Source organism: Catenulispora sp. GAS73 (assembly GCF_041262085.1).
GTDB lineage: Bacteria > Actinomycetota > Actinomycetes > Streptomycetales > Catenulisporaceae > Catenulispora.
The window spans coordinates 16,236-43,230 of the sequence record NZ_JBGCCM010000059.1; the positions used below are offsets into that span (position 1 = coordinate 16,236).

Sequence of the window (26,995 nt, forward strand, 5' to 3'; positions counted from 1 at the left end):
GCGGCTGCTCTTACTTGACCAATCGGTGACGATTGTAGTCCGCGAGGCTTACCTGGACAGGGCCTGTCCATCAGGTGGAGCGGCGGTGGCGCGTCACCCCGGTGGGCCTGTTGTCAGGTGGTGGAGGCCGACACCGCAGCCGGCGCGGCCACGTCGGCGATCGCGGATTCCACCGGCGTGGCCCCGGCGGCGAGCCGGCGCGCCAGCTCGCCCCACAAGTCAGCACGGCCGTCGAGGTGTTCGGCGACCAGCGCTTCGAGCGGGAAGTGGCCGGTGCGGTCGAGTTCGGCCTCGGCGCGCAGCCCCTGGCAGCCGAACTGCTCGGGCTCCAGGACGTCGATCCAGTGTCGGCGCGGCGTCTGCCGGGCCGCCTCGACCAGCGGTTCGGCGCTGCACAGGGCCATGGAGGCGCGGACCGGCGGCAGCACGGCCTCCAGGCTCCCGGCACGCTCCAGGTCCAGCGCCCAGACCGGCTCCGGCCCGGCCGCCTCGGCCAGCGCGCCGTACAGGCAGGTCAGCGTTTGCTGGTCGGCACGGCCCAGCGCGGCGACGACCACCTGGCGCAGCAACTCCGGGGCGTCGATCAGCGACCAGGCGAGGTCCACGAGCCCGTCCCGGCCGCGCTCGGTCATGCTGTGGGCCCACAGCCGGGCCTCGCGCGGCTCGCGGTCGAAGAAGTGGAACGCCCGGCTGCGGATGTGCGGCGGCAGCAGCCTGCGCAGCAGGATCTCTCGGTTCTGGGCGGCCGGCGCCTGCTCCAGGACGAAGTCCGGGCACAGCTCGTTGCGCAGCAGGCGGCGGCGCTGGTCGACGGTGCCGTGCGCGAGCACGTGATCGACCAGTGGCCGGCTCAGCGGGCCGCTGGCGAACATCCACTCCCATTGGTGGTCCGGCACGCTCGGGCGGAAGGCGCTCGACGGATCGGTGAGGCTGGGCGGTCCGACCGGTCTGGTGCGGCTGGCGAGTCCGCCGAGTCTGCCCGGTCCGCCGAGTCCGCCGAGTCCGCCGAGTCCGCCGAGTCCGGCAAGGTAGCGTCCTGCGACGGCGCGCGGGGCCAGGGCGAGCAGGACGTTCTGCGGTGCGTGGTCGGAATGGTTCGCGTCGAAGAAGCGGCGGAAGCCGACGGGGGCTTCGTCGGAGTGCAGGAGTTCGGCGACGGTGCCGGCGAAGCTGCCGCTGAGGGTGATCGCAGCGGCCCAGCGCCGGTCGTCCTCGCCCAGTTCCTCGGACAGGCGGCGCGCGAGCAGGACCCTGACGTCGCCGGTCGCGCGGCGGACCCACGGACGCGGGTAGTCCGCCGGGGTGCAGACGGCGAGCGCCAGGGTCAACGCCGCCGGCCGCGTGTGGTCGAGGATCTGCTCGGCGGTCAGCGCACCGGCGCACAACGCCGCGAGCGCGAGGGCGCGCAGGCGGGTCACGGCGTCGTCGCGGTAGTCAGCGGCCGCGGCCTCGGTCAGGGCCCGGAGATAGGCCTCCAGGGTGAGGGGCCGCGGCGGCACGTGTTCGGGCTGCTGGACCAGGCGGCGCGCGAGCACGCGGCGCGCCTGCGCGGGGCCGCAGCGGGAGACGTGGGCCACGACCGCCGGGGCCAGCGGCAGGTCGGCGGTCGCGACGGCCTCGGCGAGCTGGTCGGGGGTGAGGGCGGCCAGGACGTGCGGGACGTCGGCCGGGCGGGCCGAGCCGAGCAGGCGGAGCACCGTGGCCGGGCCCGGGACCGCGTCGGGCGCCGCCGCTCGCAGCCGCACGCTTTCGGTGGGCCAGGCCGGTGAAGTCGGCGAGCTCTGCGGGAGGGGCACAGACGATAAGACGAGTCCAGTCGCCGTCGCTGTTGCACTCGCTGTGGAACTGAGTGTGTTCGGCCCGCTGAGCGCGTCCGGTGCGCCCGGCCCGCCCGGCAACGCCACGGACGCCAGTTCTGCCACCAGGGCATCCTGCCCTCTTCCCCGTGCGCCCGGAACAGCCGGGGTGCCCCTACTCCTGCAGGATCGAGCTGACCGCCCGGATCCACCACGTGTGGAAGCCGGTGACCAGGGCGTCCGGCGTGAGCCGCGTCGCCAGCGGCGTGTACTTGTCCGTCATTTCCGATCCGGCGATCCGCTGCGTCATCCGAGCTCCCCTGAGCCTTGAGCGCTCGTAGTCGAGCAGCCCGGCCTGCAGATCACCGGTCCGGCGCAGGCCGCGCGCCAGCGCCCAGGCGTCCTCCAGGGCCTGATTGGCGCCCTGGGCGACGGTCGGCGGCATGGTGTGCGCGGCGTCGCCGAGCAGGACCACGCGTCCGCGGCTCCAGCCGCGCGTCACCTTCTGGCGGCGGTGGGCGAAGAATTCGATGTGCGAGTCATCCGCGGCGGCGAGGGTTTCGACGACCGGCAGGGCCTCCCAGTGGCCATAGCGCTCCTTCAGCATGGCGGTGACCGAGGGCGGCTGCGGGGCGTCGGCGTCCCAGCGGCGGTCGAACCACCACTGGAGCAGGCCGTTCCCGGCCGGCAGCAGGCCGCACATGCCCTCCTTGCCGATGACCATCAGGCCGCGCCGGGAGTGCGTGGTCTCGGTGTCGACCGGGGTCAGGCCCTGCCAGGTGGCCCAGCCGGCCGGGCGCGTGGGGTCGGTGCCGTGCACGGCGAGGCGGATCGCGGAGCGCTGGCCGTCCGCGCCGATCACGAGATCGGCGGTGGCCGAGGAGCCGTCGGCGAACTTCACCTCGGCGCTGTCAGGGGCCTGCTCCACACCGACCGCGCGGCGGCCGAAGTGCAGCGTGCCGGGCGGGAGGCCCTCGGCCAGCCGGCGGATGAGCTCGCGGCGCGGGGTCGAGCGGTGCGGGAATCCGTAGCGGACGGCCGCGCGGGAGACGTCGATGTCCATCAGGGTGCGGCCGTCGGTGCCGCGCAGGGTGCCCAGGACGTCGATCGGGGCGCCCATGTCCGCGTAGGGGACGCCGAGCGCGTGCAGGACGGCCGTCCCGTTGCTCCAGATCGTGATCGCCGAGCCGGTCGTGCGCAGGGCTTCGGCGTGTTCGTAGCAGGCGACGTCGTGTCCGTCCGCGATCAGGGCCCGGGTCACGGCCAGGCCCCCGATTCCGGCTCCGATGACTGCGATGCGCATGGTTTCCTCCCCGGTTTGATACCACCACGGCGATAGTACCACCTCGATAGTACTATCATGACTCCGGTATCATCCAGGGGTGATGGCTCCTCCTCCGAACCTGGCCCGCCGCCGCGCCCTGACCGACGGCGCGCTGCGCGTGCTCGCCGCCTCCGGGATGCACGGCTTCAGCCACCGCGCGGTCGACGCCGCCGCCGAGCTGCCCGCCGGCACCGCCGCCAACTACTTCGGGAGCCGCGACGCGCTGCTGGGGGCCGCGGCCGAGCGGGTGCTGGAGCTGCACGAGGAGGACATGGCCGCCGCGCACGGCCTGCTCACCGGGCCGGTGGACCGGGAGGGGCTGATCGGGCTGCTGGCGATGTCGCTGGAGATGTCGGTGAAGCTGCACCGCGAGCGGTATCTGGCGGTGTACGAGCTCACGCTGGAGGCGACGCGGAGGCCGGCGCTGCGGGAGACGTTCGAGGCCATAAGGGAAGCGGCGGTCCAGTACTCGTACGAGCAGCACCAGATGCTGGGGCTGACCACGTCGCGGGAGGACGTGGCGACGCTGGTCGCGTTGTTCGGCGGGGCGCTGTTCGGGCTGATCACCGGGCAGGCCGGGGAGGCCGACGCCGCGACGTGCGCGGCGCTGGCTCGGACGATGGTGGCCGGGATCTCGTTGTAGACCGGGACGCGAAAGCGCCCGCCACGAGGCCTCGTGGCGGGCGCCGGATGGCGAACCGGTGGCTGTCGACGACCGGTCGGTCCGTCTTTCCTTCTTGCCGCTATCGGTTTGGCGCTACTGGCTACGGCCCATTCCAACCGTTCCAGCGACAGCTGCCGATACCGTCTTACATCAGCCTTACATCAGCGCATCCTACTTCTTGTGGGCGCTGAAGCCGGCGCCGGGCACCATCGCGAACGAGCCGTTGCTCAGCGCCGTGGGGCCGTAGCCGCCGCTGGTCAGGGCCTGCGGGTTCGAGGCGTCGAAGGCCTGGCCGTCGACGGTCACGTTGCTGAAGTCCTGCTCGGAGAAGGACGGGTAGCTGGAGGTCGGCGACTCGATGACGGCCTCGGCGCTGGCGTCCTGGCCGTTGTACTGCTGCTGGGTGTTCTCGGTCCAGCCGGCAGTGTTGTCGGTCAGGGTGATGGTGTAGTTGCCGCCGCCGTTGTCGACCACGCTGCCGGTGAAGGAGTCGCCGGCGGAGACCGGGTCGTTCCAGTAGACGGGCTGCGCCGGGTACATCTCGTACCAGGCCGAGTAGACCGGGCTGCCGGAGGAGCAGTCGGTCTGCACGCCGGTCTGCTCGACGCTGTCCGAGCCGTAGCCGTCGATGCCGACCCACGGCGCGTACAGGTCGTTGCTGGTGTTGCAGGTCACCTGCGGCTCGGTCCAGGAGCCGGAGATGCTGGTGAAGTTGCCGGTGGCGACGTAGCCGCCCCAGTTGCTGTCCTGGAAGCTCTTCACGTGGCGGTGGTGCCCGAAGGACACCGGTGTGCGGCTGTGGGCGGCCGCGGCGGGGGCGCCGGTGACGCCGGCGCCGGCGGTGAGGGCCGCGCAGGCCAGCGCCGCGGCGGCGAGGCGGCCGCGACGGGCGGCGAGGAAGGTGGGGCTGTACATGGTGGGGATCTCCAGTTCCGATTAATGGACGGGGACTGATTCGTCAGTCTCGGAACCGAACGGCCGGTTGGGAACGCGTCGCGGCGGGCCGATGGCGGCCATGGCCGGTCGCGGCCTAATCCCGCCGAGGGGTGAGACGCTTAAAGGCACAGCAAAGGAAGACGGCGGCGGGCCCGGACGTTGTCGCCGGACATGCAGATCAGCGAAGCCGCCGACGTCACCGGAGTCAGCGCACGCGCGCTGCGGTACTACGAGGCCGAGGGCCTGATCGTCTCCGGCCGGTGCGCCAACGGGTTCCGGGACTACTGCCCGTCGACCATCGATCGGGTGCTGGTCATCCGCGAGCTGCTGGAGTCCGGGCTGCCCGTGCGGCTGATCCGGGAGCTCCTGCCCCACCTCACCGACGGATCCGACGAGGTCTGTCCGGAGTTCCTGGCCGAGGTGCGGAGCCACCGCGACCGCCTCGCCGCGCGCATCGCCATCCTCAGTGGGCAGCAGGAGGCCCTTGACGCGTTCCTGCGCAAGGCCCGTCCGGCCGGTTCAGCCGGTTCGTGAGATGCCGCTTGACCTTGACGCAAGCGTCAGCCTCCTAGCGTCGGCGCATGAGCACTGATGAGCAGCTGATGAAGGCCCTGATTCAGCGGTCGCACCAGGGGCCGAAGGACCTGGCCCTTGCGACCGACCGACCCCGTCCCGTCCCAGGGTCCGGTGAGTACCTGATCCGCGTGGGTGCCGCCGGGGTCAACTTCGCAGACGTCATGCAGAGCCGGGGCAACTACGAGGGTGGGCCGCGGGCGCCCTACACGGCAGGGTTCGAAGCCGCCGGCGAGATCGTGGCCGCCGCGCCGGACGTCGAGAGCCCGCTTCGGCTCGGCACCCACGTCGTGGGAGTCGGTGCGGGTGCGTTCGCCCAGTACATGACCATGCATTCGGCCGACGTGCTCCCCGTGCCGGCTGGCTGGAGCGATGCAGAGTCCCTGGGCCTGGTCTTGAACTGGGCGACCGCGCTGGCGGCGCTGAGGCCGCTGGGCGAGATCGAGCCGGGCCAGACGGTGCTGGTGTACGCGGCGGCAGGCGGCGTGGGCCAGGCCGCGGTCCACCTCGCCCGTCACTACGGCGCCCGCGTCATCGCCACGGCTTCCCCGGCCAAGCACGACGTCGTCAAGGCCCTGGGAGCCGATGAGGTCCTGGACAGCCGGCGTCCCGATCTCGCCGCCGAGATCCTGCGCCTGACCGGCGGCGTCGACGTGGTCCTGGAATCGGTGGGCGAGGCCACCTTCACCACCAGCCTGGCGGTCGCCAAGCCGTTCACCGGACGCGTCATCGTCTTCGGCGCCGCGTCCGGCCACGCCGAGGTCTCCACCCGCGACCTCATCTTCACCCGCTACGCCCAGGTCAGGGGCCTGCATATCGGCAACTGGGCAGCCGCGACCCCGGCCGCCTTCGCCGACCTGCTCGCCGAGCTCGAAGCGCTCATCGACCGAGGGGTCTACCCTCCCGGCACGCCACAGATTCACCCCCTGGCGCTGGGCCCGGACGTGCTGCGGCAGCTCGAAGAAGGGCAGACCAGCGGAAAGCACGCCCTCGACCCCTGGCGCTGAGGACGACCACACGGCATGGAGCAGGACCAGCAGGGCGCGAAGCAGCAGAATGGCGCGGGTCAGGTCGGGTCGGTGCCGGTCGGGTCGGGTCAGCGCGGCGCGGCGCAGATCGGATCGGCGCGGCGCAGATCGGATCGGCGCAGCGCGGATCGGATCGGCGCGGCGCGGCGCGGCGCAGATCGGGTCAGCGCGGCGCGGCGCAGATCGGGTCAGCGCGGCGCCGCGCAGATCGGGTCAGCGCGGCGCGGGTCGGGGCGGCGCGGGTCGGTGCGGCGCGGGTCGGGGCGGCGCGGGTCGGGGCGGCGCGGGTCGGGGCCGGTCGGTGCGGTGCCGGTCGGTGCGGTGTGGGTCAGTGCGGTGTGGGTCAGTACGGTGTGGGTCAGTACGCAGGTTCCCTAATCCAGCAGCCCCAACTGCGCCGCCTTGGCCCCCGCCGCGAACCGGCTCCGCACCCCGAGCGCGTCCAGCGTCTGCGCGACCAGCCGCCGCAGCGTCCGCTCCGAGCACCCCAGCTGCCGCGCTATCGCCTCGTCCTTCGCGCCGGTGGCCAGTGCCCGCAGCAGCCTGACGTGCACCGCCGTCAGCTCCTCGTCGCGGTCGTCGCCGGCGCCGACGAACGTCGCGTACTTCTCCGCGGCGACCCAGAGGTGGTCGAAGGCCGCCAGGAGGCAGCGGCCGACCACGTCGCTGCGGATCACCACGTCGCAGGGGGGCTCCGCGTCCGAGCCCGGGGTGACCACGACCGAGCCGTCGAGCACCAGCATGCGCAAGGGGATCGCGTCGGCGACGCGGACCTGGCCGCCGCCGCGTTCCAGCGCGCTGAGGTACGCGGCGGCTCCGGGGCGGCGGGCCGCGGTGCGGGACACCAGCATGCGGAAGCCGACTCCGCGCCGCAGCAGTTCCAGGTCCACCTTCAGGCTCTCGCGGAGCACGTCGTTCGGGGCGAGTGCGGGGTGCATCGCCACCGCGTCGCGGCGGTTGAGCAGGGCGCGGTCGTCCAGCCAGCGGCGCAGTTCCGTGCGGTCGGTGAACCGCAGGACGTCCACGCGCTCGGACTCGAAGCCGGCCGGGGCGCCGGACACCAGGTCCGCCAGGTCGGAGACGGCGGTCCGCCAGCGCTCCACCTCCTCGGCCATCCGCCCGAAGCCGCCGCTGGCCTGGGCCAGCACGTCCAGCACCGCCTGCTCCGGCAGCGCGACGGCGCCGTCGTCGGCGGCCAGCAGCCGCCGCTCGCCCAGCCACTCCAGGCCGGCGCGCGCCTGATCCTCGGAGACGTCGAGCCCCGAGGCGACGGCCGCCACGGGATCGGCCGCGGGATCAGCCGACACCGGATCGGCCTCGACCGGCTCCGCCGCCGCCGACCGTCCGGCCGCCAGCAGCCGGTATGCACGGTGGGCCGTAGTAGCGGCGTCGGCCGGGCGGAATCCACGTCCTGACACGGCTGTCACCGTAGTCCGGCAAAAGCGAAGCGTAAAGGAGGCGTCACTGCGTGAGTGCACTACTACCGCGCGCGTAGATGATCGCGAGTGAGATGTAAAGCTTGTTTGACACCGTCGCGATGTAAAGCGTACTTTCCATAGCATGCGCAACGACATGCGGGCCCTGCGACAGGCGAAGGGCTTGTCGCAACAGGATCTGGGGCAGGCCCTCGGGGTGTCGCGGCAGACGGTCAACGCGATCGAGCAGTCCCGCTACGACCCGTCGCTCCCTCTGGCGATCCGCATCGCGCGGTATTTCGGCACAACGGTGGAGGGGATGTTCCATGTCGACGGATGCTGACACGGAAGCCGGCGGGGGCGAGCCGGAACAGAACGAGCGGAAAGGCCGGGGCGGCGTACCACGCGGACCGTGGACGGTGCCGGTGACGGCGGCCGTGATGGGCGGCGTATTTCTGGCGATCTACCTGAGTCACCATGACGTCGGGATGGCCGTCTCCGGCCTGGTCATCATGATCGCCTACGCGGCGGTCCTGGTCTTCGGCTCCCGTCGTTCCGAGGCGGTGGCGCTGCTGCGCGGCGAGACCGGCGACGAGCGCCGCCGGTCCATCGAGCTGCGCGCATCGGCGCTGACCCTGCACGTCCTGACCCTGGTGCTGGTCGGCGGCTACCTGGTCTCACTCATCCGCGGCCACGAATCGATGACCTGGGCCGGGCTGTGCGCGGTGTTGGGGGCCACGTATCTGCTCTCCACGATCATCCTGACCCGGCGCGGCTGAGACCTGAGCGGTGGCCGCGCCACAACTCAGGTCTCCATGCCTCAGTCCAGTGCCAGTGCCTCAGGTCAGCACCTCAGTACCAGTCGACGACCGTCACCTCCGAGCTCGGCACCCACGCCTCACGGTGGTTGTAGTCGATCCCGAACCACACGTTCTGCGTACCGTCCTCGAACACCGACTTCGGCGCGGCCCACAACGAGCTGGACGGCGCCGTGCCGATGACGTACGAAGAGCTCGTCGTCGGCCGGCCGTAGATCTTGATCGTCCCGTTCGTCGTGGTCGGCTTCAGACTGACCACGTAGGAGTGCACCGGCACCGCCGACCCGGCCGGCACCGCCAGCCACGCCTTCTTCGCGTCGGTGTAGTAGCTCGGCGTGGAGTTGGACAGGCGGTCGTTCTCGCCGTACCAGATCTCGTACATCGTCATCCCGCTCCCGGCCTGGTCGGGCTGGGAGGCCAGGGAGTAGTACGGCATCTGCGTCTCGACGTTGGTGGTCTCGTCCGTGGAGTCGGCGCCGGGCGCGCCGGGGATGACCGGATCGGCGGTGCTGGGACCGGTGTACAGGGTGAAGAAACTGTTGTTGCCGGCGCTCTCGGCGCCGTTCGCACCCAGCGGCGCCTGGTCGCTGCTCGCGTTGACCCGGAACAGGCCGGCGGCCGGGGTGTTCCCCGTGGGGTAGGGCACGCCTTGGGCGTGGATCAGCCCGAAGTAGTAGTCCCACAGCCAGTACTTGCCCGGGTCGACGTGGTTCGGCGACGTGCCGACGGTCGGCGCGGGGATGGTGCCGTGCGCGGTGATGTGCGCGTGGTCCAGCGGGATGCCGTACTTGTTCGCCAGGTAGGCGACCAGCTTGGCCGAGGCCAGGTACTCGGTGGCGTTGTACCACTGGTAGCCGGAGGCGTCGACGCCCGCGTGCTCGATGCCGACCGCGTGCTCGTTGTAGTAGTAGTTCCCGGCGTGGTAGGCGATGTCCTGCTCGCGCAGCGTCTGGTAGACCGTGCCGTCGGTGTCGACGACGTAGTGCACGCTGAGTCCGCTGTTGGCGTCCTCGAACTCGTTCACACCGTCCAGCGCGCTCATTTCGAGGTCGTGGATGGTCACGTCATAGATGGCGTAGCTCGACGGCCGGTTCGAGCCGGTGTACGTGCAAGCCCCACTGGCGACGTTGCAGTCGTAGCTCGACGGCACCACGCAGTCGACCGCCGAGGGGTAGTCGACGTTGCCGTCCTGCGTGCAGCCCGTGGGGAGCGCCGCGGGCGCCAGCGGTACGGAGTTCAGCGTGGACTTGTCCGGCGTCACGGACTGCGGCGCCAGGGTGATCTGGGAGCCGTCATCGGCCGTGCCGGTGAAGCCGGTGGCGATCAGCTTGTACGCGGCGTCGGCGTACATCCCGGCCACTGAACGCGAAGACGCATGGCTGTAGGCGGCTATCGGTGCGTACCAGCCGGCCAGCGACGCCGGCAGCTTCGACGCCGGCGACAGCGCCTCGGCCTCGGCCCGCAGCACCGCCGCGCCGCCGCGGATGTTCGCCGCGGTGTCGTGTCGCAGAGCGCTGACGCTCAGCCCGGTCAGCTTCGCCGCCTGGTCGAGCGTGTCGGCCCGGTCGTTCTTCACGAGGTTCATGCAGCCGTAGCCGCCCTCGACGCTCGGACGGCCGCCGTGCGAGCTCAGGCGGCCTTCGAGGTAGCAGACCGATTCAAGGACCTGCTGCGGCATGCCGTAGGTGTGCGAAGCGGCGGCGAATGCCGCCGCGACGCTGCCGCTGGACGTACCGGCTTGGGCAGGAGCGCCGCTCAGCCCGCAGGTCAGCAGTGCCGCCGCGGACAACAGCATTCCGAGCACGCGCATGCGGGGTCTGCGCTTTTCGCGTCTCATCATGGGTCGCGATCACCGTCCGGGTTGTGGGGGGCGTGGGGGACTCCCCGGACAAGGTGGCACCAACCGTGCGCATAATCAACAAGAACCCATGATGATTCTTGACGGATCTTCGCCTATATCTCAAAACGTTGAGCGTCAGTCCAACTCCGAGCCGGTCGGCGCGACTATCACCCTGGTCCCGCTCTGCTCCAGCGCGCGCACCGCCTCCGGATCGGCGCCGGAGTCGGTGACGACCGCGGTGACCGCCGACAGCGCGCACACCCGCCCGACCGCGACCCGGCCGAGCTTGGAGCCGTCGGCCAGCACGTACACGGACTGCGCCTGGGCCAGGATCGCCTGCCGGACCGGGATCTCCTCCAGCCGGTCGCCGGTCACGCCGGCCTTCAGGTGCACGCCGGAGGCGGCGATGAACGCGCGGTCGGCGAAGAAGCGCTCGAAGAACTTCTCAGAGCCCGGACCCACGCAGGACAGGTCGCCGCGCCGCACCTGCCCGCCGGCCAGGTGCACCTCCACGCCCTCGCGGCCGGCCAGCTCGGCGGCGGTCGGCAGCGCGACGCACAGCGCCCGGCCGCTGAAGGTGGCCGGCAGCGCGCGCGCCGTCTCGGCGACGGTGGTGCCCAGGTCGAAGACCAGCGTCTCCCCCGGTTCCACCAGCGCGGCGGCGGCCGCGGCGATGGCCCGCTTGGGGTCCAGCCGGGCAATGGCGCGCTCGTCGGGGCCGGGCTCCCAGCCGCGCGACTCCTGCGCGACGGCGCCGCCGTAGACGCGGCGCAGGATGCCGCGCTCCTCCAGGACCTGCAGATCGCGGCGGATGGTCTCGCCGGAGACGCCGTACCGTGCGGCCAGGTCCTCGACCCGCACGCGGGTGTCGCGGCGCAGCTGCGCGGCGATGCGCAGACGGCGCTCCTCGGGGAGGACCGCGTCGAGCAGTTCTTCCTTCATCCGTCGGGACTCCACAGCTGGCCGGGCGATCGCGCGCGGGCGCGCGCACCCCCAGCGTAGTGGGGTTCACGCCCGCTGGTACGGCGACCTCCGGCATCAGCTGCGGAATATGTGGCTTGTTGGCCGAACTCAACGTGGAGTCTTGACGACTCCTTAAGGAATTGTCACACTCGGCGCACATCGACCCGCGGAGTCACAACACCGCAAGGCACCATCCACACCGCTTGTGAGGACGCATGCCCCTCCCGCTCCCCCGACGACGTGCTCTCGCCCTGGCGGCGGCCCTGGCCGGGGCGGCGGTGCTGAGCGCTCCGGCCGCCGCCGCGGCCGCCCCCAGCGGCAAGACCCTGACCGTCGCGACCACCGGCAGCGTCGACTCGCTGTCGCCGTTCCTGGCGCAGCGGGCGCTGCCTACTGACATCCACCGCCTGATGTACGACTTCCTCACGAACTACGACGCCGCCGACGACCACGCGATCGGCGGCCTGGCCGGTTCCTGGACCACCTCGGCGGACAAGCTGACCTGGACCTTCACCGTCCGCGACGGCGTGAAGTGGTCCGACGGCCAGCCGGTCACCGCCGACGACGTGGCCTGGACCTATAACTTGATGATGACGAACACGAACGCGGCCACCGCGAACGGCACCTTCGTCGCCAACTTCGCCAAGGTGACGGCGACCGGGAACCAGCTGGTCATCACTCTGAAGCAGCCGCAGTCCACGATGCTGGCGCTGGACGTCCCGATCGTGCCCAAGCACATCTGGGCCGCGCACGTCGCCGACATCGGCAAGTTCAACAACGACGCGCAGTTCCCGGTGGTCGGCGACGGGCCGTTCATTCTCACCGGATACCAGAAGGACCAGTACCTCACGCTGGACGCCAATCCGAACTACTGGCGTGGCAAGCCGGGCTTCGACCACCTGGTGTTCAAGTTCTACAAGGACGCCGACGCCGAAGTGGAGGCGCTGAAGAAGGGCGAGGTAGACTTCGTCAGTGGTCTGACACCGGCACAGTACGAGTCGCTGAAGGGCCAGTCGGACATCGTCACCAACGACGCCCCCAGCAAGCGGTTCTACGCGCTGGCGATCAACCCCGGCGCCACCACCACGACCGGCCAGGCCTTCGGCAACGGCAGCCCGGCGCTGCGGAACCAGAAGTTCCGCCAGGCGCTGCTGTACGCCGTCGACACCAAGACGCTGGTCGCCAAGACCCTCGGCGGCTACGGCGTGGCCGGCGCCGGTTACATACCCCCGGCGTTCGCGACCTACCACTGGTCCCCCGATCCCTCCACGGCGTACACGTACAACCCGGACAAGGCCAACCAGCTGCTGGACACCGCCGGGTTCAAGAAGGGCTCGAACGGCATGCGCACCATGCCCGACGGCAAACCGCTGACGCTACGCCTGCTGGGCGAGACCAACCGGCCCGACGACACCCAGAACGCGGCTTTCGTCAGCGACTACCTCAAGGCCGTCGGCATCGCCACCACCACCTCGGTGGTGGACCAGGGCAAGCTCTCCGACACCGAGACCGCCGGCACCTTCGACCTGGGCTTCGACAGCTGGCAGGTGAACCCGGACCCGGACTACGTGCTGTCCCTGCGGAAGTGCGACGGCCGGCCCTCCAAGCCCGGCGGGACCCTCAACGGTGACGACTTCATCTGCGACCAGAACTACGACGCGCTCTACGCCAAGCAGATCTCCGAGTACGACCCGGCGACCCGCGCGAGTGACGTGAAGCAGATGGAGCAGGCGCTCTACACCGACGCCTATATCAATGTCCTGTACTACCCGGACGTGTTGGAGGCCTACCGCTCCGACGTCATCGGCTCCTGGGAGAAGCAGCCGCAGCCGAACGGCGTCTACTGGGGCCAGGACGGCTATTGGTCCTTCTGGTCGGCCAAGCCGGCGGCCGCCTCGGCGTCGTCCTCGAAGTCCTCGTCGTCGAGCTCGGACACCGGCCTGATCGCTGGGATCGTCATCGCGGTCGTGGTGGTCGTGGGCGGCGGCGGTCTGGTCCTGGCGCGCCGGCGGCGCACCGCGTCGGCCGAGGAACGCGAGTAGCCGACCGTGTCGATCACCGTCTCCGCGCACCCTGGTTCGGGGGACGCCGCGGCCGTGCCCCCTCCCTCAGGGGCCGCCAGCGTCCGGCGGCGCGGGCCCGTCATCCCCCTGCGGTATGCCGCGGGCCGCGTCGCCGGAGCGCTGGTGAGCATGCTGGCCGTGGTGGTCACCGGCTTCTTCCTGTTCCGGGTGGTGCCCGGCGACCCGGTCAGGGCCCTGACCCGCGGCCGCGCGGTCGACGCCGCGCAGCTGGCGGCGTTGCGGCACCAGTTCGGGATCGACAAGCCGCTGATCGCGCAGTTCGGCGACTACACCGCGCGCGTCGTCCGGGGCGACCTGGGCACGTCGTACCAGTACAAGACCTCGGTCAGCAGCCTGATCGGCAGCCACGTGTGGGCCACGGTCTACCTGGTCGGCACCGCGACGCTGATCGCGGCGTTCCTGGGGCTGCGCATCGGCGTGCGCTCGGCGTGGAAGCACGGCAGCCGTGCGGACCGCGCGAACTCCGGCATCGCGCTGGTGCTGTGGTCGATGCCGACGTTCTGGCTCGCGCTGATCCTGATCGTGGTGTTCGGCGTCGGTTTCGGCCCGATCCCGGGCATGTTCCCGACCGGGGGTATGAGCTCGCCGAACGTGCACGGGTTCTTCCCTTCCGTGTGGGACCACTTCCGGCACCTGGTGCTGCCCTGCGTGACACTGATCGCGGTGCTCTACGCGCAGTACCTGCTGACGATGCGCGCCACGCTGCTGGAGGAGGTCGGCGCCGACTACCTCACCACGGCGCGCGCCAAGGGCCTGCGGGAGGACGACGTACGGCGCAGGCACGCGGTGCCGAACGCGATGCTGCCGGCGGTCACGCTGGTGTTCCTGAACCTGGGGACCGCGGTGTCCGGCTCGATCCTGGCCGAGACCGTCTTTTCCTGGCCGGGCCTGGGGTCGCTGTTCTACGAGGCGCTGACCGTGCCGGACCAGCCGCTGCTGGAGGGACTTTTCATCTTCTTCGCGGCGGCGGTGGTCGTGATAAACCTGCTGGCCGAGCTGCTGTATCCGATCCTCGACCCGAGAGTGCGCACCTCGTGATCGCTGACTTCCGTCACCGGCGCGCCGGCCTGGTCGGCCTGGCCTTCCTGGTGCTGACCGCCGTGGCGGCGCTGGCAGCTCCCTTGTTCATTTCGGCCGAGGACCTCTCGGCGGTGTTCGCGCCGGGCGTGCCGAGGCAGGCGCCGTCGGGGCACTTCCTGCTCGGCACCGACGCCTACGGCCGCTCGATGGTCGCCGTGACCATCTGGGGCGCGCGGATCTCGCTGACCGTGGGGCTGCTGGCCACGCTGCTGGCGGTCGGGATCGGGGCGCTGGTCGGGGTCGCCGCCGGGCATTTCGGCGGCTGGGTGGACACGGTGCTGATGCGGGTCACCGACTGGTTCCTGGTGCTGCCGGTGCTGGTGTTGGCCACGGCGCTAGCGTCGGTGCTGACGCCGGGGGTCGGCACGGTGGTGATCGCGATCGGCGTGACGGCCTGGCCGACCGCGGCGCGCGTGGTGCGGGCGCAGACGCTGTCGGTGGAGTCGCGGCCGTACATCGAGCGGGCCAAGGCGCTGGGCGGCGGGCACTGGCACGTGATGCGGCGGCACATCCTGCCGAACGTCATGCCCCTGATGCTGGCTCAGGCCACGCTGACGGTCTCGGCGGCGATCCTGACCGAGGCGACGCTGGCGTTCCTGGGGCTGAGCGATCCGACGAAGGTCTCTTGGGGCACCACGCTGCAGCTGGCGCGGGCCGTCGGGGCGGTCAGCGCCGGGGACTGGTGGATCCTGCTGCCGCCGGGCGCCGCGATCATCGCGGTGGCGCTGGCTTTCACGCTGGTCGGCCGGGCACTGGAGCAGGTACTGAACCCGCGGCTTCAGGAGCGGATGTGAACGACGTCCTTAGGTTGGAAAACCTATATGTCTCCTACAAGACCGCAGCCGGTCCGGTACCGACGGTGCGCGGCGTGAACCTCGCGCTGCCCGCCGGCGGCCGCTTGGGCTTAGCCGGGGAGTCCGGCTGCGGCAAGTCGACGCTGGCCGGGGCGGTCCTGCGGCTGCTGCCGAAGTCGGCGGACGTCTCGGGGCGGATCCTGCTGGACGGCGAGGATGTGCAGACGATGACCTGGGGCCGGCTGCGTGCCGTGCGCTGGGCCGAGGCGTCGATCGTGTTCCAGGGCGCGATGCACTCGCTGAACCCGGTGCGGCGCGTCGGCGACCAGATCGCCGAACCGATCCTGGTGCACGATCGCGGCGTCAGCCGAACCGCTGCCGACCGCCGGGTGGCCACGCTGCTGGATCAGGTGGGGCTGGTCGCTGCGCGCGCCGCCGCCTATCCGCACGAGCTGTCCGGCGGGCAGCGCCAGCGGGTGATGATCGCGATGGCGCTGGCGTGTTCGCCGCAGCTGATCGTGGCCGACGAGCCGACCACGGCGCTGGACGTGATGATCCAGGCGCAGATCCTGCGGCTGATCGGCGAGCTGGTGGCCGAGCACGGCATCAGCCTGCTGATGATCAGCCACGACCTGGCCGTGCTGGCCGAGCACTGCGACCGGCTGGCGGTGATGTACGCGGGGCGCATCGCCGAGGAGGGCCCGGCCGGCGAGGTCTTCGCCGACGCCCGACACCCCTACGGCCGCGCACTGGCCGAAGCGTTCCCGCGCATCGGCGACGCGGCCTCGCGGCGCGGACCACGCGGCCTGCCCGGCGACCCGCCGGACCCGGCGCACCTGCCGGAGGGCTGCGCGTTCGCGCCGCGCTGCACGTTCGCCGCCGAGGAATGCCGGGCGGCGGAGCCGGCGCTGGCGGCGGCCGGGGAGGGACGGACGGCGGCTTGTGTGCGGGTGGACGTTGTGCGGGAGGCGGGGTGAGCACGGAGACAGTTGTGAAGCCGGTGTTGTCCGTCCGCGAGCTCTATGTGAGTTACCGGGCCCGCGATGGTCGCGGACGGGCGCGAGCCGTCGACGGCGTCGATCTCGACATCGCCCCCGGCGAGATCGTGGCCTTGGTCGGCGAATCCGGCTGCGGGAAGTCGACCCTTGCGCGTGCGCTGACCGGGCTCGTCGTGCCCACCGCCGGGCAGGTTCTTCGTGACGGCGTGCCGGTGTCCTACAAATCGCGCGCGCTGAAGGCTTATCGGCGGGGCGTGCAGCTGGTGCTCCAGGACCCGACCGGCGCCCTCAACCCGCGCCGTACCGTCTACGAGGCCGTCGCCGAAGGCCTGCGCATCCATGGCAAATCCGCCCTCGCCGGCTTCCCCAACGAGAAGGCCAAGGTCGCCGATGCCCTGTCCCGCGCGGGCTTGCGTCCCCCTGAGCGCTTCTTCGACCTGCATCCGCATCAGCTTTCCGGCGGGCAGCGGCAGCGGGTCGTGATCGCCGGGGCGCTCGTGCTCGATCCGCAGGTTCTCGTCGCCGACGAGCCGGTGGCTTCGCTGGACGCCTCGGTGCGTGGCGAGATCCTGAAGCTGATGCTCGACCTGCGAGCGAGCGCCGGGCTGTCGGCGCTGGTCGTCACGCACGATCTCGGGCTGGCGTGGAACATCGCCGATCGGGTCGCGGTGATGTATCTGGGGCGCATCGTGGAGACCGGGACCGTGGAGGAGGTGCTCACGGCACCGCAGCATCCGTATACCAGGGCTCTGCTGTCGGTGGTGGCCGAGTCCGGCGCGGAGCCGGTGATCCTGACCGGCGAGACCCCGGATTCCGCCGCGATCCCCGCCGGGTGCCGCTTCCGTCCGCGGTGTCCGCTTGTCGCCTCCGGTGAGGCCGAACGGCTCGGCGTGGCGGGGCGGTGTCGAGGCGTCGATCCGGAGCCGCTGCCCGCCTCCGGGCGGCATGCCGCGTGCCACGCCGCCGAGGTCCCGTAACCGGTCCCGGACCTGGCCCGAACCGTTCCTAGGCCCGGTCCGGCATGCCACACTGTGTCAGGCACCGACCACCACCGGGACATCCGTCCACGCCAGGAGGACCCATGCCGTCCGCTTCGCCCGCCGCCTCGGCACCGACTCCGGCCGCACCGTCCGCCCCGGCGGGCCGAGACCGCACCCGGACCGGGGTCGTGCTGGGGGTGGAGGCCGGGTCGACGCTGGTGGAGGCCGTGGTCGCGACGGTCGAGGGCCAGGTCATCGGCCGCGGGCGCACGGGGCTGGCGAACCCGACGGCGCTGCCCATCCCGGACGTCGTGGCGCACCTGAGCGACGCGGTCGGGCAGGCCCTGGGCACGGTGGCTCCGGCCTCGGTGGCCGGCGTCGTGGTCGGCGCCGCCGGCATCCTGCGCTACTCCCGCGGCTCCAGCGCCGAGGCGCTGGCCAAGACCTGGGTGGACGCCGGCCTGACCTGCCCGGTGCTGGTCGTCGCCGACGCGGTGACAGCCTTCGCCGCCGGAACCCCGCGGCCCAGCGGCTCCGTCCTGATCGCCGGCGTCGGCTCGATAGCCGCGCGCGTCGAAGGCGAGGAAGTGACCGCCCGCATCGACGGCAACGGCTGGCTGGTCGGCGACGACGGCTCCGGCTTCTGGATCGGACGCCAGGCGGTCCGCGCGGTCTTCGCAGCCCTCGACGGCCGCGGCGAACCGACGCTGCTGGCCTCGGCGGTACTCGGCACAGTGACCGGCGACGACGTAGTCCCGCAATCCACCGAGGAGCAGATCGCCGCCCTCCGCGACGCGGTGTACGACGGCCCCCCGATCGCCCTGGCCGCCCTGGCACCCCTCGTGTCGGCGGCAGCCACGGCCGGCGACCGCGTGGCGCAGCGCATCGTGGACCGCGCAGTCAGCCACCTGATGGCCACCGCCACCGCCCTGACCACCAACGACCCCGACGAACCCCTGGTCCTGGCCGGCTCCCTGCTGACAGCACCGGGCCCCATCGGCGCCGAAGTCCAACGCCGCCTAGCCGAACACCACGGCGGCACACCCCTGTTCGCCGCCCCCGGCGCCGTCGGCGCAGCCTGGCTCGCGGCACGAGTACTGGACCCGGAGATCGACGCCGGCGTGCACGAGCGGCTGGCGGCCGGCGCGGGGACGGTTGCGACAGGAGCGGAGTAGGGCTGTCGGCTGGCGCGGACGGGATTGGCCAGCGCAGAACGGGTTGGCCGGTGCGCGCAAAATGAGCCGATGCCGGCCCGTTCGGCTGGTGCGGGCAGGATTAGCTGGCAGGTCGGTTCGCTCGCGGGCCGGGTTGGCCGGCGCGGCAGGATCGGCCGGCAGGTCGAGTTCGCTCGCGGGCCGAGTTGGCCGGCGCGGGGACGGTTGCGACAGCAGCGGAGTAGGTCTGCCGGCTGGCGCGGACAGGATTGGCCAGCGCAGAACAGGTCGGCCGGTGCGCGCAAAATGAGCCGGTGCCGGCCCGTTCGGCTGGTGCGGGCAGGATTAGCGGGCAGCTCGGGTTCGCTCGCGGGCCGAGTTGGCCGGCGCGGCAGGATCGGCTGGCTGGCTCACGCGCTTGCGGACTGGCGCGCGGGCTGGTTTGCGGGCCGGCGGGCTGGCGTGCGGGCCGGCTGACTCGCAAGCTGGCTGCTGGCTGCTGGCTGCTGGCGCAAATCATCGTGCCTAGCGCTCGCCCAGCGCACCCCCGTGCGCAACCCGGCCCCCGGCATCATCGCGAGCGACCAAAATCAACCGCCGTGTGCTGATGCGGTTAAGCGCACCCGATGTGGCGCCATGCCCGGCCCCATCGTCTCAGACCCCTGCCCCAAGTCTGCCCAACCGACCTGACCTGGTCTTCCGCACCCCCGAGTGCGCCGCCATTTGCTCGGTGCGGACCGCCGTGCGCCAAGAATCCACATCAACCCAGACGGCCGTTTCGCCCCGTCCGCCGCCTACGTCCGGGGCTCCGCAGCCGGCCGCTATCCGGTTCGCCAGCAGCCCAGAGCCGGGGCTTCGCGGATCGGCGGGGGTCCGTCAAGGCTCTGCGATGGCGTTGAGTTGTTGTGCCTACTCTGGCAAGATCCCACATAACGCCACAGCGGCACACCCGGTGGCCGGCGGCGTCGATCGGGAGGTGGCGGCGTTCATGGCGGACCGGTGCGTGGTGGGGCTCGACGTCGGGGGCTCGCATTCGCGGGCCGTGCTCGCCGGCGTCGACGGCCGCACGCTGGGTACCGGGCGGGCCGGGGGTGGGAATCCGACCGTGGTGGGGGCCGGGGTCGCCATCGCGAACATCGTCGCGGCGTTGAAGGCGGCGCTCGGCGACGTGCCGGGTGAGCGGGTCGAGGCGTGCGTCGTGGGGCTGGCCGGTGTCAGTACCCTGCTGGCCGATCCGAAGGCGCCGTACGTTTTGGACCAGGCCTGGGCCGACGCCGGTCTGACCTGCGCGGTGCGGGTGGTGTCGGATGTGACCGTGGCCTTCGCCGCCGGCACCCCCGCGCCCGACGGCACCCTGCTGGTCTCCGGCACCGGGGCCGTCGCCGCCCGCATGCACGACCGCCTCCCCGTCCACTTCCGCGACGGCTACGGCTGGCTGCTCGGCGACGAGGGCTCCGGCTTCTGGATCGGACGCCAGGCCGCGCGCGCCGCCCTCGCCGCCGCCGACGGACGCCGGCCGATGGCTGAACTCGCGACCTCGGTGCTGGCGCGCTTGATCGACGCGGATCAGGACGATCAGGGTGATCTGAACGATCCGGACGATCGGGACAGCCCCGCGTCGAGCACCCCGGGCCGCGCCGCTGACCTGGGCGCCAGTACTACGGCTAGTCGTAGCTCCAGCCCTGATTCACGAGCGTCGGCAGCGGGCTCGGCGAAGACCGGCGCGACGGCCCCCGCCGCACCCCCGATCGCAACCGCCGCACACCCGTCAGCCCCCGTTCGTCCCCCCGCCACCGCCCCGCTCCCCCTCACGGCCAGCATCGGCGAAGGCTTCACCCGGCACGGCCGGCGCCGGGCCGCCGAGCTGGTCCGGGCCGTCACGGCGCAGCCGACGGTGGCGCTGGCCCGGCTCGCGCCGCTGGTGATGGCCGCGTACGAGCTCGGCGATCCGGCGGCGGCGCGCATCGTCGCGCAGGCCGCCGAGGCGCTGGTGGACAGCCTGGCCGGGGTCGCCCCCGCGCCCGGGGAGCCGGTGGTGCTGGGCGGTTCGGTCCTGGTCAGCCGCTCGCCGGTGTTCGAGGCGGTGGCCGCGGCGATCGGCCGGCGCTGGCCGGACTCGCCGATCGCGCTGGCCGCCGACGGCGCCGCCGGGGCGACCTGGCTGGCCGCGCGGCAGGTGGTGGGGGCCGTCGCGGCCGCGGCCGGACACGCCGCGTTCGTGCGTGCGGACAATCAGTTCGCAGAATTCTCATAAACAGTCGTTGACTGTTGTTGTTTTCCCGCTACATTGGCTGATGCCGACGGCGGCGGACACCGACGCGAAGCAGCACACTGTCAGCGTCTCGCCGGCGGCGGCGCAGGACGGGGGCGTGTTCGGGCGCTTCGCGTCTCCTGTCCACGTCGTGGTTCCACCATCAGGTCTCACCCACAGGAGAGCTCAATGGTCAAGATCTCGTCGTCCGGCCCCCGGCACAGCACCCCTCGGACCCGCCGCCGCGCCCTCACCGCGCTCGCGGTCGGCGCCCTGGCCGCCACTGCCGCGCTGATACCGTCCATGGCGCAGGCCTCGGGCAACCCCATCGGCGACGACGTGTCCTCGCACCAGGGCAACGTGAACTGGTCGGCGACCAAGGCCGCCGGCGCCTCGTTCTCGTACTCGAAGGCCACCGAGGGCACCTACTACACCAACCCGTACTTCGCCCAGCAGTACAACGGCGCCTACAACGTCGGCCTGATCCGCGGCGCCTACCACTTCGCGATCCCGAACGGCGGCAGCGGCGCCTCCCAGGCCGACTACTTCGTCGCGCACGGCGGCGGTTGGTCCGCCGACGGCAAGACCCTGCCGGGCGCCCTGGACATCGAGTACAACCCCTACGGCGCCGAGTGCTACGGCCTGAGCCAGGGCTCGATGGTCAACTGGGTCGCCTCGTTCGTCAACGAGTACCACGCCAAGACCAGCCGCTGGGCCGTCATCTACACCACCACCGACTGGTGGAAGACCTGCACCGGCAACTACGGCGGCTTCGCCACCAACGACCCGCTGTGGGTCGCCAACTACGGCGGCACCGCCACCCCGCTGCCGAACGGCTGGGGCTTCTACACCTTCTGGCAGTACGCGGACTCCGGCTCCATGGCCGGCGACCAGGACACCTTCAACGGTGCCTACAGCCGCCTGCAAGCGTTGGCCCTCGGTTAAGACGGAGCCGACGATGCCCACGTCCACCCACGGAACCCAGGGATCCCGCGAGGCCCGCGGTACCCACGGCACCCGCACCACCCGCCGCCTGGCCGTCCTGGCCCTCGCGGTCGCCACGGCCGGCACCGTGCTGCTGCCGGCCACCAGCGGAGCCGCCTCGACGAGCGCCGAGCCGACGAGCGCCGCGCCCGCGAGCGTCCCCGGCGCCCCGGCCGTCCACGCCAACCCGCACCCGGGCTACGCGCGCACGGTCACCGGCAAGCTGGTCAAGGTCGACACCACCCGGCACACCACGCCGGTCCACCCCACGGTGGCGACCCACCCCCAGCTCGACTACATGGGTTCCACGATCCCGGCCCACGAGCCGACCGCACGAACCGCCCCGAAGCCCTTCTCGCCGGCCTCCGTGCCGCAGCTGCCGGGCATCGACGTCAGCGCCTACCAGGGCAACCTGAACTGGGCCAGTATCGCGCCGAACATCGACTTCTCCTACACGAAGGCGACCGAGGGCACGTACTACACCAACCAGGACTTCTACAACCAGTACGTCGGCCCCTACGACCAGGGCCTGATCCGGGGCGCGTACCACTTCGCGAACCCCAGCGACTCCAGCGGCGCCACTCAGGCGGACTACTTCGTCAACAACGGCGGCGGCTGGTCCTCCGACGGTCTCACCCTGCCCGGGGCGCTCGACATCGAGTACAACCCCTACGGCTCGGAGTGCTACGGCCTGTCCGGAAGCCAGATGACCAACTGGATCTGGGACTTCGTGAACGAGTACGCGTCGCGCACCGGCGTCTACCCGGTCATCTACTCCACCACCGACTGGTGGAACTCCTGCACCAGCGACGACACCAACTTCGCGAACTACACCCCGCTGTGGATCGCGAACTACGTCGCCTCCGGTGGCGGCACGCTGCCTCCGGGCTGGGGCTGGTACACGTTCTGGCAGTACGCGGACTCCGGTTCGCAGCCCGGCGACCAGGACGTGTTCAACGGCCCGTACAGCCAGCTGCAGGTTCTGGCCAGGAACGGCTGAGACGGCTGAGAACCCTTAGCGCGGCCGCACTACCTGCACCACACGTATAACACGTAGAGGAGAGTCCCCGCCTCTGTTCCTCGGAGGCGGGGACTCTCATCGCTCCCTATTTTTGATCGCTACTCTGTTCTCTTCTGCAATCACAACCAGGGGGAGAGATGAGCCGGGTTCAGCTGTCGGGCGCTGAAGCCATGGAGTTGCTGCAACGAGGCGAGGACGCCACCGAGGTCCAGGACTGGACGGTGGTCGCCGCCTGCTACGAGGAGTTCCTCGCCGCTTTTCCGGACACCCCGATCAGCGCCGAGCTCTGGTTCGACGCCGCGCTGGCCAACAAGTTCCTGCGGAACTGGCCCAAGGCCTACGAGCTGGGGCGGCAGGCGGCGCTGCGGGCCGGCGAGCCGGAGGGGAACCCGGCGTGGTGGAACCTGGGGATCGCCGCCACCATGGTCGGCGACTGGGGCACGGCGCGCGAGGCGTGGACCAAGTACGGGGTGCACCTCAGCCCCGGCGAGGGCGAGATCGAGGACGGATTCGGCTCGGCCCTGGTCCGCCTGGACCCGGACGGCGACGCCGAGGTGGTGTGGGTCCGCCGCATCTGCCCCACGCGCGCCCGCGTGCTGTCGGTGCCCTACGGGTCGCGCCGCTTCGGCGAGATCGTCGTGCACGACGGCGCCCCGACCGGCGAGCGCCGCGTCGAGGACCACGCGTTCCCGGTCTTCGACGAGCTGGCGCTGTGGCAGGCCTCGCCGACCGTGACGTGGCGCGCGCAGGTGACGGCACCGGAGCCGCAGGACATGACGGCGCTGGCCGACGCGTTCGACGAGCGCGGGCTGGCGATGGAGCCGGTGGACAGCCTGACGTTCCACTGCACGTGCTGCAGCCACGGCTCGATCGCGACGGAGCGGACGGGGGCTGCAGGGGCGGCAACAGCACTTGCCGGGGCGCGGGACGTACTGCTGGCGGCACCGGACGAGGAGACGGCAACGGGGATTCTGACGGCCTGGGCCGTCGGTGCTTCGGGACGGGCCTGGCATGCGGTTCATGCCAAGGCGTGAATGATGCGGCGTAATTCTCAAGCAAGGTATGAGGAATCGCGTCTACCGCAGAATTCGTAGTCCAGCTACGCAGTGGCGCAGATTGCGGCGTCCGCGCTGGTGAGAAGCACCGACAGAGAACCGGGACAAGCCGTCCCCGATCACCAGAAGGCATGTCGAGACCCCGCAGAAACTACGTCATTTGTCACCCCTGAACCTGCCTTCCGAGCCCAGGTCGGACTGGGATAAGCTCCAGCGCTGTCGAGGAGCAGTAATACCCTGACATCCCCCCACATCCCCCAGTGACCCGGCCTTGAGGCCTCGGGGCCGGCACAGAGAAGAGCCACCATGACCTCTAGCCGAATAGGCCGCGGTGCGATCGTCACGCTCGGCGCCGCCGCGTCGATGGCGTGGGCGGCGGGTGCCGCGAACGCGTGCGACAACACGCCGCCGAAGCCCACGACACCGAACACGCACGACCACCACAGCCACGACAAGAAGCCCGGGAACGCGACGCCGGCGACGGTGTGCGCGGTCAGCGACGACGATGTGCAGTACGCACCGGCCACCCCGGACGGCAAGAGCATCATCGGGCAGTGGCAGAACGCGAGCGGCCCGCACCACCAGTACACGGCGCTCACAGACGAGCCGCAGTTCGGTATCAAGGTGCGGCTCAACCCGGACTTGGTCAGCTCGTCCTGCCAGGGCAGCATCGACGTCTCCCTGGCTTCGTACACCGCCGAGCACGGAACCTGGGAGACCTCCGGGACTCAGACCTTCGTCGACCACTCCCAGACGATTCCGAGCCTGAGCCCCGCGCACCCTGAGGAACTCCTCAAGGTGAAGCTGCCGAACACCCCCGGCGGGCCTTGCTTCGGTCAGATCGACCTGTACTTCGGTACCACGGTCTACGACGGCGTCCACGGCGCGCTGCCGCACTACCCCGACAGCCCGACGCCGGAGCGCCTGATCACCGCCTGGAACGGCCCGGACGCCGGCGGCTGCGTCGTGCCCCCTCCGGTCACCACGACGACCACGACCACCCCGCCCAAGACCACCACCACCCCGCCGGCCAGCCCCAGCACGCACCCCTCGACGCCGGTCTCCTCGACTCCCCCGGCCGCGCCGAAGCCGCCGACGAGCACCAGCACCACGCCGACCACGCCGGCGACCACGCCCACCCCCGGCACCCCGACCCTGGCGCACACCGGTGCCAACGTCGGCGAGGTCAGCCTGGTCGCCTTGGCGTTCTTCGGGGCCGGCGGCACGGCGATGTTCGCCTCCCGCAAGGCGAAGGCTGCCGACGCGCGCAAGCACTGAGGCGTTGGCAAGGACTAGCGCGCACGCCGGCCCGAGACGTACGCGACAGACGCTGAAGCGCGAGCCGGCCCGAGGCACGCGCAAGCGGTGAGATATCTCGGAACCGCCGATCCGGTCATGACCGGTCGGCGGTTTTCGCGTTGTGCCGGAGCGCTGCGCGGCCGTGAAGCCTGTGCGGCGGCGCGACCGAGCCGAACACCCGCGCCGCTCGCCGCCGCGGCCTCACGACAGCACCGGCGCCGCCTTACCGTCGGCCCACTTGTTCCCCGACCACACGTTCCCGGGCCCGTTCGGGTTCCACTCCGTGACGTAGCTGTAGCCGTCCTTGAACTTCGTCGCGAAGACGTTGTCCTTCACCACGATGTAGCTGGTCGCGGCGGTCTGGCCGCCGGCGTAGATCGCCCAGCCGGCCGTTGCCATGTAGTTGTCCTGGACCGTCACGCGCGAGGGGGTGCCGCCGTCGGCTTCGAAGAGGCTGAGCGCGCTGTTCGTGGTGGTGGTGTCGATCAGGGCGTTGTGCTTGACCAGCAGGGAGGTGCCGGGGTCCGGGGAGCCGTCGACGCGGATCATGTCGATCTCGCCGTCGGCGGCGGCAAACCAGTAGGGGTCGTGGATGTAGTTGTCCTCGATGTCGCCCTGGCTGGTGTAAACGCCTTTCTTACTCATCCCGTGGATGTTGCACCGCGACACCGTCACCATTCCGCCGTCGTTCATCACCGCCTGCCGCAGTTCGGTGTCGGACCGCCCGCCGATCTCACTGTCCTGCACCGTCAGGCCGGTATACCCGACCCACTGCAGAATCCCCCACTGGTCGATATCCGAACTCTGCGGCGCGGAGATCCGCACGTTGCGAATAACGACGTTGTCAGCCTCGACCCGAATGTCGCCGACCAAGTCGATGTTCTCGATCACGGCACCGTTCTGGTTGACCAGGATCTCGCCCTTCTTCGGCGTGAGATGCGACCCGGGCTTGACCCCGGTGGTGCTGGCGTCGGGCCACCCGTTCGTCGACGCCGCCGGGGCCGATGACGAGGAGGACGGCGACGACGACGCAGACGAAGAGTGCGAGTGCGAAGGTGAGGGTGAGGAAGGCGAAGACGAGGAGGGCGAGGACGCAGAAGACGACGAAGAAACAGCGCGTCCAGAAGCGCTCGGCGACGCCGTCGTAGCGATCACATGTGATTGATCGCCGGCGCCATTCACCGCCGCGGAATGAGAACTACACCCCGCAGCGAGACACAAAACCGCGATCATCGCGGCAATACCGGGCAATTGAGTCCGAGACACCGGCCGACCGTACCACCGCCGGACACCGCCTTTAGTCAGAATCCTGTTTTGTCCCAAAGCTATCCCAAAGCTTTACTCGCAATCCCCTCCGCGAGCAGCCCGAACAGCGTCCCCCAGTTACCCGGCGCACGCTCCGCAGCCTCAGCCAGATGAAAGCTCGCGACCGCAAACTCGGCAGGCCGAGCCCGCGCCCCGTGTTTCCCGACCGCTTCAAGGCAGCGGTCGAGAAACTCCGAGTCGTCGTCATCGAATCCGAGCCCGGTATAGGCGCGCTGCACATCCGGCGCCTCCGTGAACCACGTGTCCCACTCAGTGGCCGCGCCCAGCAGGTAGAGCAGGTGGGTACCAGGCTCCGGCAGGCCGCCCCGCAACTCCTCCGAGGAAAACGTCCGATCCGCGTCGTCCCCCGCCAGGGACGACTCCTCGGCCCCGCTGGCGACCAGTTCCTCCCAATACGCCACGTCGTGCTTGCCAGTGGTCTGACGCATGTACTCGCTCGCGAACGCCGCCATCGCCCCCGGATCGTCGATCAGCGGCGAGACGACGACATCGCTCCTGTAGTCGAACCCGAAGTAGTACCGACGCTCGTCCAGAGTGAGCGATTCGATGCCCCCGACGTGGCCGATCCGATCCGGCAAGGGGGCGAGGTGCACGGGAAGCTCATGTGGCATA

Annotated in this window: 25 protein-coding genes; 17 read left to right on the forward strand and 8 right to left on the reverse strand. The window is 71.0% G+C overall.

The window, feature by feature from the left end:
- Positions 1-113 precede the first annotated feature (113 nt).
- Positions 114-1,745 (reverse strand): hypothetical protein, encoded by a 1,632-nt coding sequence (locus tag ABH935_RS47785; RefSeq protein ID WP_370384666.1) that lies wholly within the window; start codon positions 1,743-1,745, stop codon positions 114-116.
- A gap of 226 nt (positions 1,746-1,971) precedes the next feature.
- The gene (locus ABH935_RS47790; protein WP_370384667.1) at positions 1,972-3,099 is read right to left on the reverse strand and encodes an FAD-dependent oxidoreductase; all 1,128 of its coding nucleotides are present in this window, start codon (positions 3,097-3,099) and stop codon (positions 1,972-1,974) included.
- 82 nt (positions 3,100-3,181) lie between these two features.
- Here ABH935_RS47790 and ABH935_RS47795 point away from each other — a divergent pair, with 82 nt between their 5' ends.
- Positions 3,182-3,763: a TetR/AcrR family transcriptional regulator gene (locus tag ABH935_RS47795; protein ID WP_370384693.1), complete on the forward strand. Its 582-nt coding sequence runs from the start codon at positions 3,182-3,184 to the stop codon at positions 3,761-3,763.
- A 192-nt stretch (positions 3,764-3,955) separates the two neighbouring features.
- Here the strand turns inward: ABH935_RS47795 and ABH935_RS47800 are convergent, their stop codons facing one another.
- Positions 3,956-4,699, reverse strand: coding sequence for a G1 family glutamic endopeptidase (locus ABH935_RS47800; RefSeq protein ID WP_370384668.1), 744 nt, complete (start codon positions 4,697-4,699; stop codon positions 3,956-3,958).
- Between the two features lie 192 nt (positions 4,700-4,891).
- Here ABH935_RS47800 and ABH935_RS47805 point away from each other — a divergent pair, with 192 nt between their 5' ends.
- Together ABH935_RS47805 and ABH935_RS47810 are read left to right on the forward strand one after the other, a co-directional pair.
- Entirely contained in the window at positions 4,892-5,254 is a 363-nt protein-coding gene (locus ABH935_RS47805; RefSeq protein ID WP_370384669.1) for a MerR family transcriptional regulator, read from the forward strand.
- Positions 5,255-5,301: 47 nt separating this feature from the next.
- Entirely contained in the window at positions 5,302-6,300 is a 999-nt protein-coding gene (locus ABH935_RS47810) for a zinc-binding dehydrogenase (protein WP_370384670.1), read from the forward strand.
- A 395-nt stretch (positions 6,301-6,695) separates the two neighbouring features.
- Here the strand turns inward: ABH935_RS47810 and ABH935_RS47815 are convergent, their stop codons facing one another.
- Positions 6,696-7,739, reverse strand: coding sequence for a helix-turn-helix domain-containing protein (locus tag ABH935_RS47815; protein ID WP_370384671.1), 1,044 nt, complete (start codon positions 7,737-7,739; stop codon positions 6,696-6,698).
- Positions 7,740-7,881: 142 nt separating this feature from the next.
- Here ABH935_RS47815 and ABH935_RS47820 point away from each other — a divergent pair, with 142 nt between their 5' ends.
- Together ABH935_RS47820 and ABH935_RS47825 are read left to right on the forward strand one after the other, a co-directional pair.
- On the forward strand, positions 7,882-8,079 hold the full coding sequence (locus tag ABH935_RS47820; RefSeq protein ID WP_194914492.1) for a helix-turn-helix transcriptional regulator: 198 nt from the start codon (positions 7,882-7,884) through the stop codon (positions 8,077-8,079).
- Positions 8,063-8,515, forward strand: coding sequence for a hypothetical protein (locus tag ABH935_RS47825; protein ID WP_370384672.1), 453 nt, complete (start codon positions 8,063-8,065; stop codon positions 8,513-8,515). The genes ABH935_RS47820 and ABH935_RS47825 overlap by 17 nt, the downstream gene beginning before the upstream one ends.
- Positions 8,516-8,588: 73 nt before the next feature.
- On the opposite strand, the gene ABH935_RS47830 is transcribed toward ABH935_RS47825, so the two are convergent.
- Both ABH935_RS47830 and ABH935_RS47835 read right to left on the reverse strand, forming a co-directional pair.
- Positions 8,589-10,394 carry an N-acetylmuramoyl-L-alanine amidase gene (locus ABH935_RS47830; RefSeq protein ID WP_370384673.1) on the reverse strand — a complete coding sequence of 602 codons (1,806 nt, stop codon included), beginning with the start codon at positions 10,392-10,394 and terminating at the stop codon, positions 8,589-8,591.
- Between the two features lie 135 nt (positions 10,395-10,529).
- Positions 10,530-11,336, reverse strand: coding sequence for a DeoR/GlpR family DNA-binding transcription regulator (locus ABH935_RS47835; protein ID WP_370384674.1), 807 nt, complete (start codon positions 11,334-11,336; stop codon positions 10,530-10,532).
- A gap of 236 nt (positions 11,337-11,572) precedes the next feature.
- Between ABH935_RS47835 and ABH935_RS47840 the strand changes: the two genes are divergently transcribed.
- From ABH935_RS47840 to ABH935_RS47890, 11 genes are all read left to right on the forward strand, one after another.
- Complete coding sequence (locus tag ABH935_RS47840; RefSeq protein ID WP_370384675.1) at positions 11,573-13,399, forward strand: ABC transporter substrate-binding protein; 1,827 nt, start codon at positions 11,573-11,575, stop codon at positions 13,397-13,399.
- 6 nt (positions 13,400-13,405) lie between these two features.
- Positions 13,406-14,479, forward strand: coding sequence for an ABC transporter permease (locus ABH935_RS47845; RefSeq protein ID WP_370384676.1), 1,074 nt, complete (start codon positions 13,406-13,408; stop codon positions 14,477-14,479).
- Positions 14,476-15,315 (forward strand): ABC transporter permease, encoded by an 840-nt coding sequence (locus ABH935_RS47850; protein ID WP_370384677.1) that lies wholly within the window; start codon positions 14,476-14,478, stop codon positions 15,313-15,315. Before ABH935_RS47845 ends, ABH935_RS47850 begins: the two co-directional genes overlap by 4 nt.
- Entirely contained in the window at positions 15,312-16,292 is a 981-nt protein-coding gene (locus ABH935_RS47855) for an ABC transporter ATP-binding protein (protein WP_370384678.1), read from the forward strand. Before ABH935_RS47850 ends, ABH935_RS47855 begins: the two co-directional genes overlap by 4 nt.
- The gene (locus ABH935_RS47860; RefSeq protein ID WP_370384679.1) at positions 16,202-17,290 is read left to right on the forward strand and encodes an ABC transporter ATP-binding protein; all 1,089 of its coding nucleotides are present in this window, start codon (positions 16,202-16,204) and stop codon (positions 17,288-17,290) included. The genes ABH935_RS47855 and ABH935_RS47860 overlap by 91 nt, the downstream gene beginning before the upstream one ends.
- A gap of 104 nt (positions 17,291-17,394) precedes the next feature.
- On the forward strand, positions 17,395-18,468 hold the full coding sequence (locus tag ABH935_RS47865) for an N-acetylglucosamine kinase (protein WP_370384680.1): 1,074 nt from the start codon (positions 17,395-17,397) through the stop codon (positions 18,466-18,468).
- 967 nt (positions 18,469-19,435) lie between these two features.
- Positions 19,436-20,701: an N-acetylglucosamine kinase gene (locus ABH935_RS47870; RefSeq protein WP_370384681.1), complete on the forward strand. Its 1,266-nt coding sequence runs from the start codon at positions 19,436-19,438 to the stop codon at positions 20,699-20,701.
- Positions 20,702-20,887: 186 nt separating this feature from the next.
- Positions 20,888-21,643: a lysozyme gene (locus tag ABH935_RS47875; RefSeq protein ID WP_370384682.1), complete on the forward strand. Its 756-nt coding sequence runs from the start codon at positions 20,888-20,890 to the stop codon at positions 21,641-21,643.
- Positions 21,644-21,656: 13 nt separating this feature from the next.
- On the forward strand, positions 21,657-22,682 hold the full coding sequence (locus ABH935_RS47880; protein ID WP_370384683.1) for a GH25 family lysozyme: 1,026 nt from the start codon (positions 21,657-21,659) through the stop codon (positions 22,680-22,682).
- A 158-nt stretch (positions 22,683-22,840) separates the two neighbouring features.
- Complete coding sequence (locus ABH935_RS47885; protein ID WP_370384684.1) at positions 22,841-23,737, forward strand: tetratricopeptide repeat protein; 897 nt, start codon at positions 22,841-22,843, stop codon at positions 23,735-23,737.
- Between the two features lie 327 nt (positions 23,738-24,064).
- The gene (locus tag ABH935_RS47890; RefSeq protein WP_370384685.1) at positions 24,065-25,036 is read left to right on the forward strand and encodes a hypothetical protein; all 972 of its coding nucleotides are present in this window, start codon (positions 24,065-24,067) and stop codon (positions 25,034-25,036) included.
- A gap of 222 nt (positions 25,037-25,258) precedes the next feature.
- On the opposite strand, the gene ABH935_RS47895 is transcribed toward ABH935_RS47890, so the two are convergent.
- A complete protein-coding gene (locus ABH935_RS47895; RefSeq protein ID WP_370384686.1) occupies positions 25,259-25,948 on the reverse strand; it encodes a hypothetical protein in 690 nt (229 codons plus the stop codon).
- Here ABH935_RS47895 and ABH935_RS47900 point away from each other — a divergent pair.
- Positions 25,935-26,222, forward strand: a complete 288-nt coding sequence (locus ABH935_RS47900) for a hypothetical protein (protein WP_370384687.1) — start codon at positions 25,935-25,937, stop codon at positions 26,220-26,222. The two genes, ABH935_RS47895 and ABH935_RS47900, sit on opposite strands and share 14 nt — an antisense overlap.
- A 160-nt stretch (positions 26,223-26,382) precedes the next feature.
- Here the strand turns inward: ABH935_RS47900 and ABH935_RS47905 are convergent, their stop codons facing one another.
- Positions 26,383-26,976, reverse strand: coding sequence for a hypothetical protein (locus tag ABH935_RS47905; RefSeq protein ID WP_370384688.1), 594 nt, complete (start codon positions 26,974-26,976; stop codon positions 26,383-26,385).
- Between the last annotated feature and the right edge of the window lie 19 nt (positions 26,977-26,995).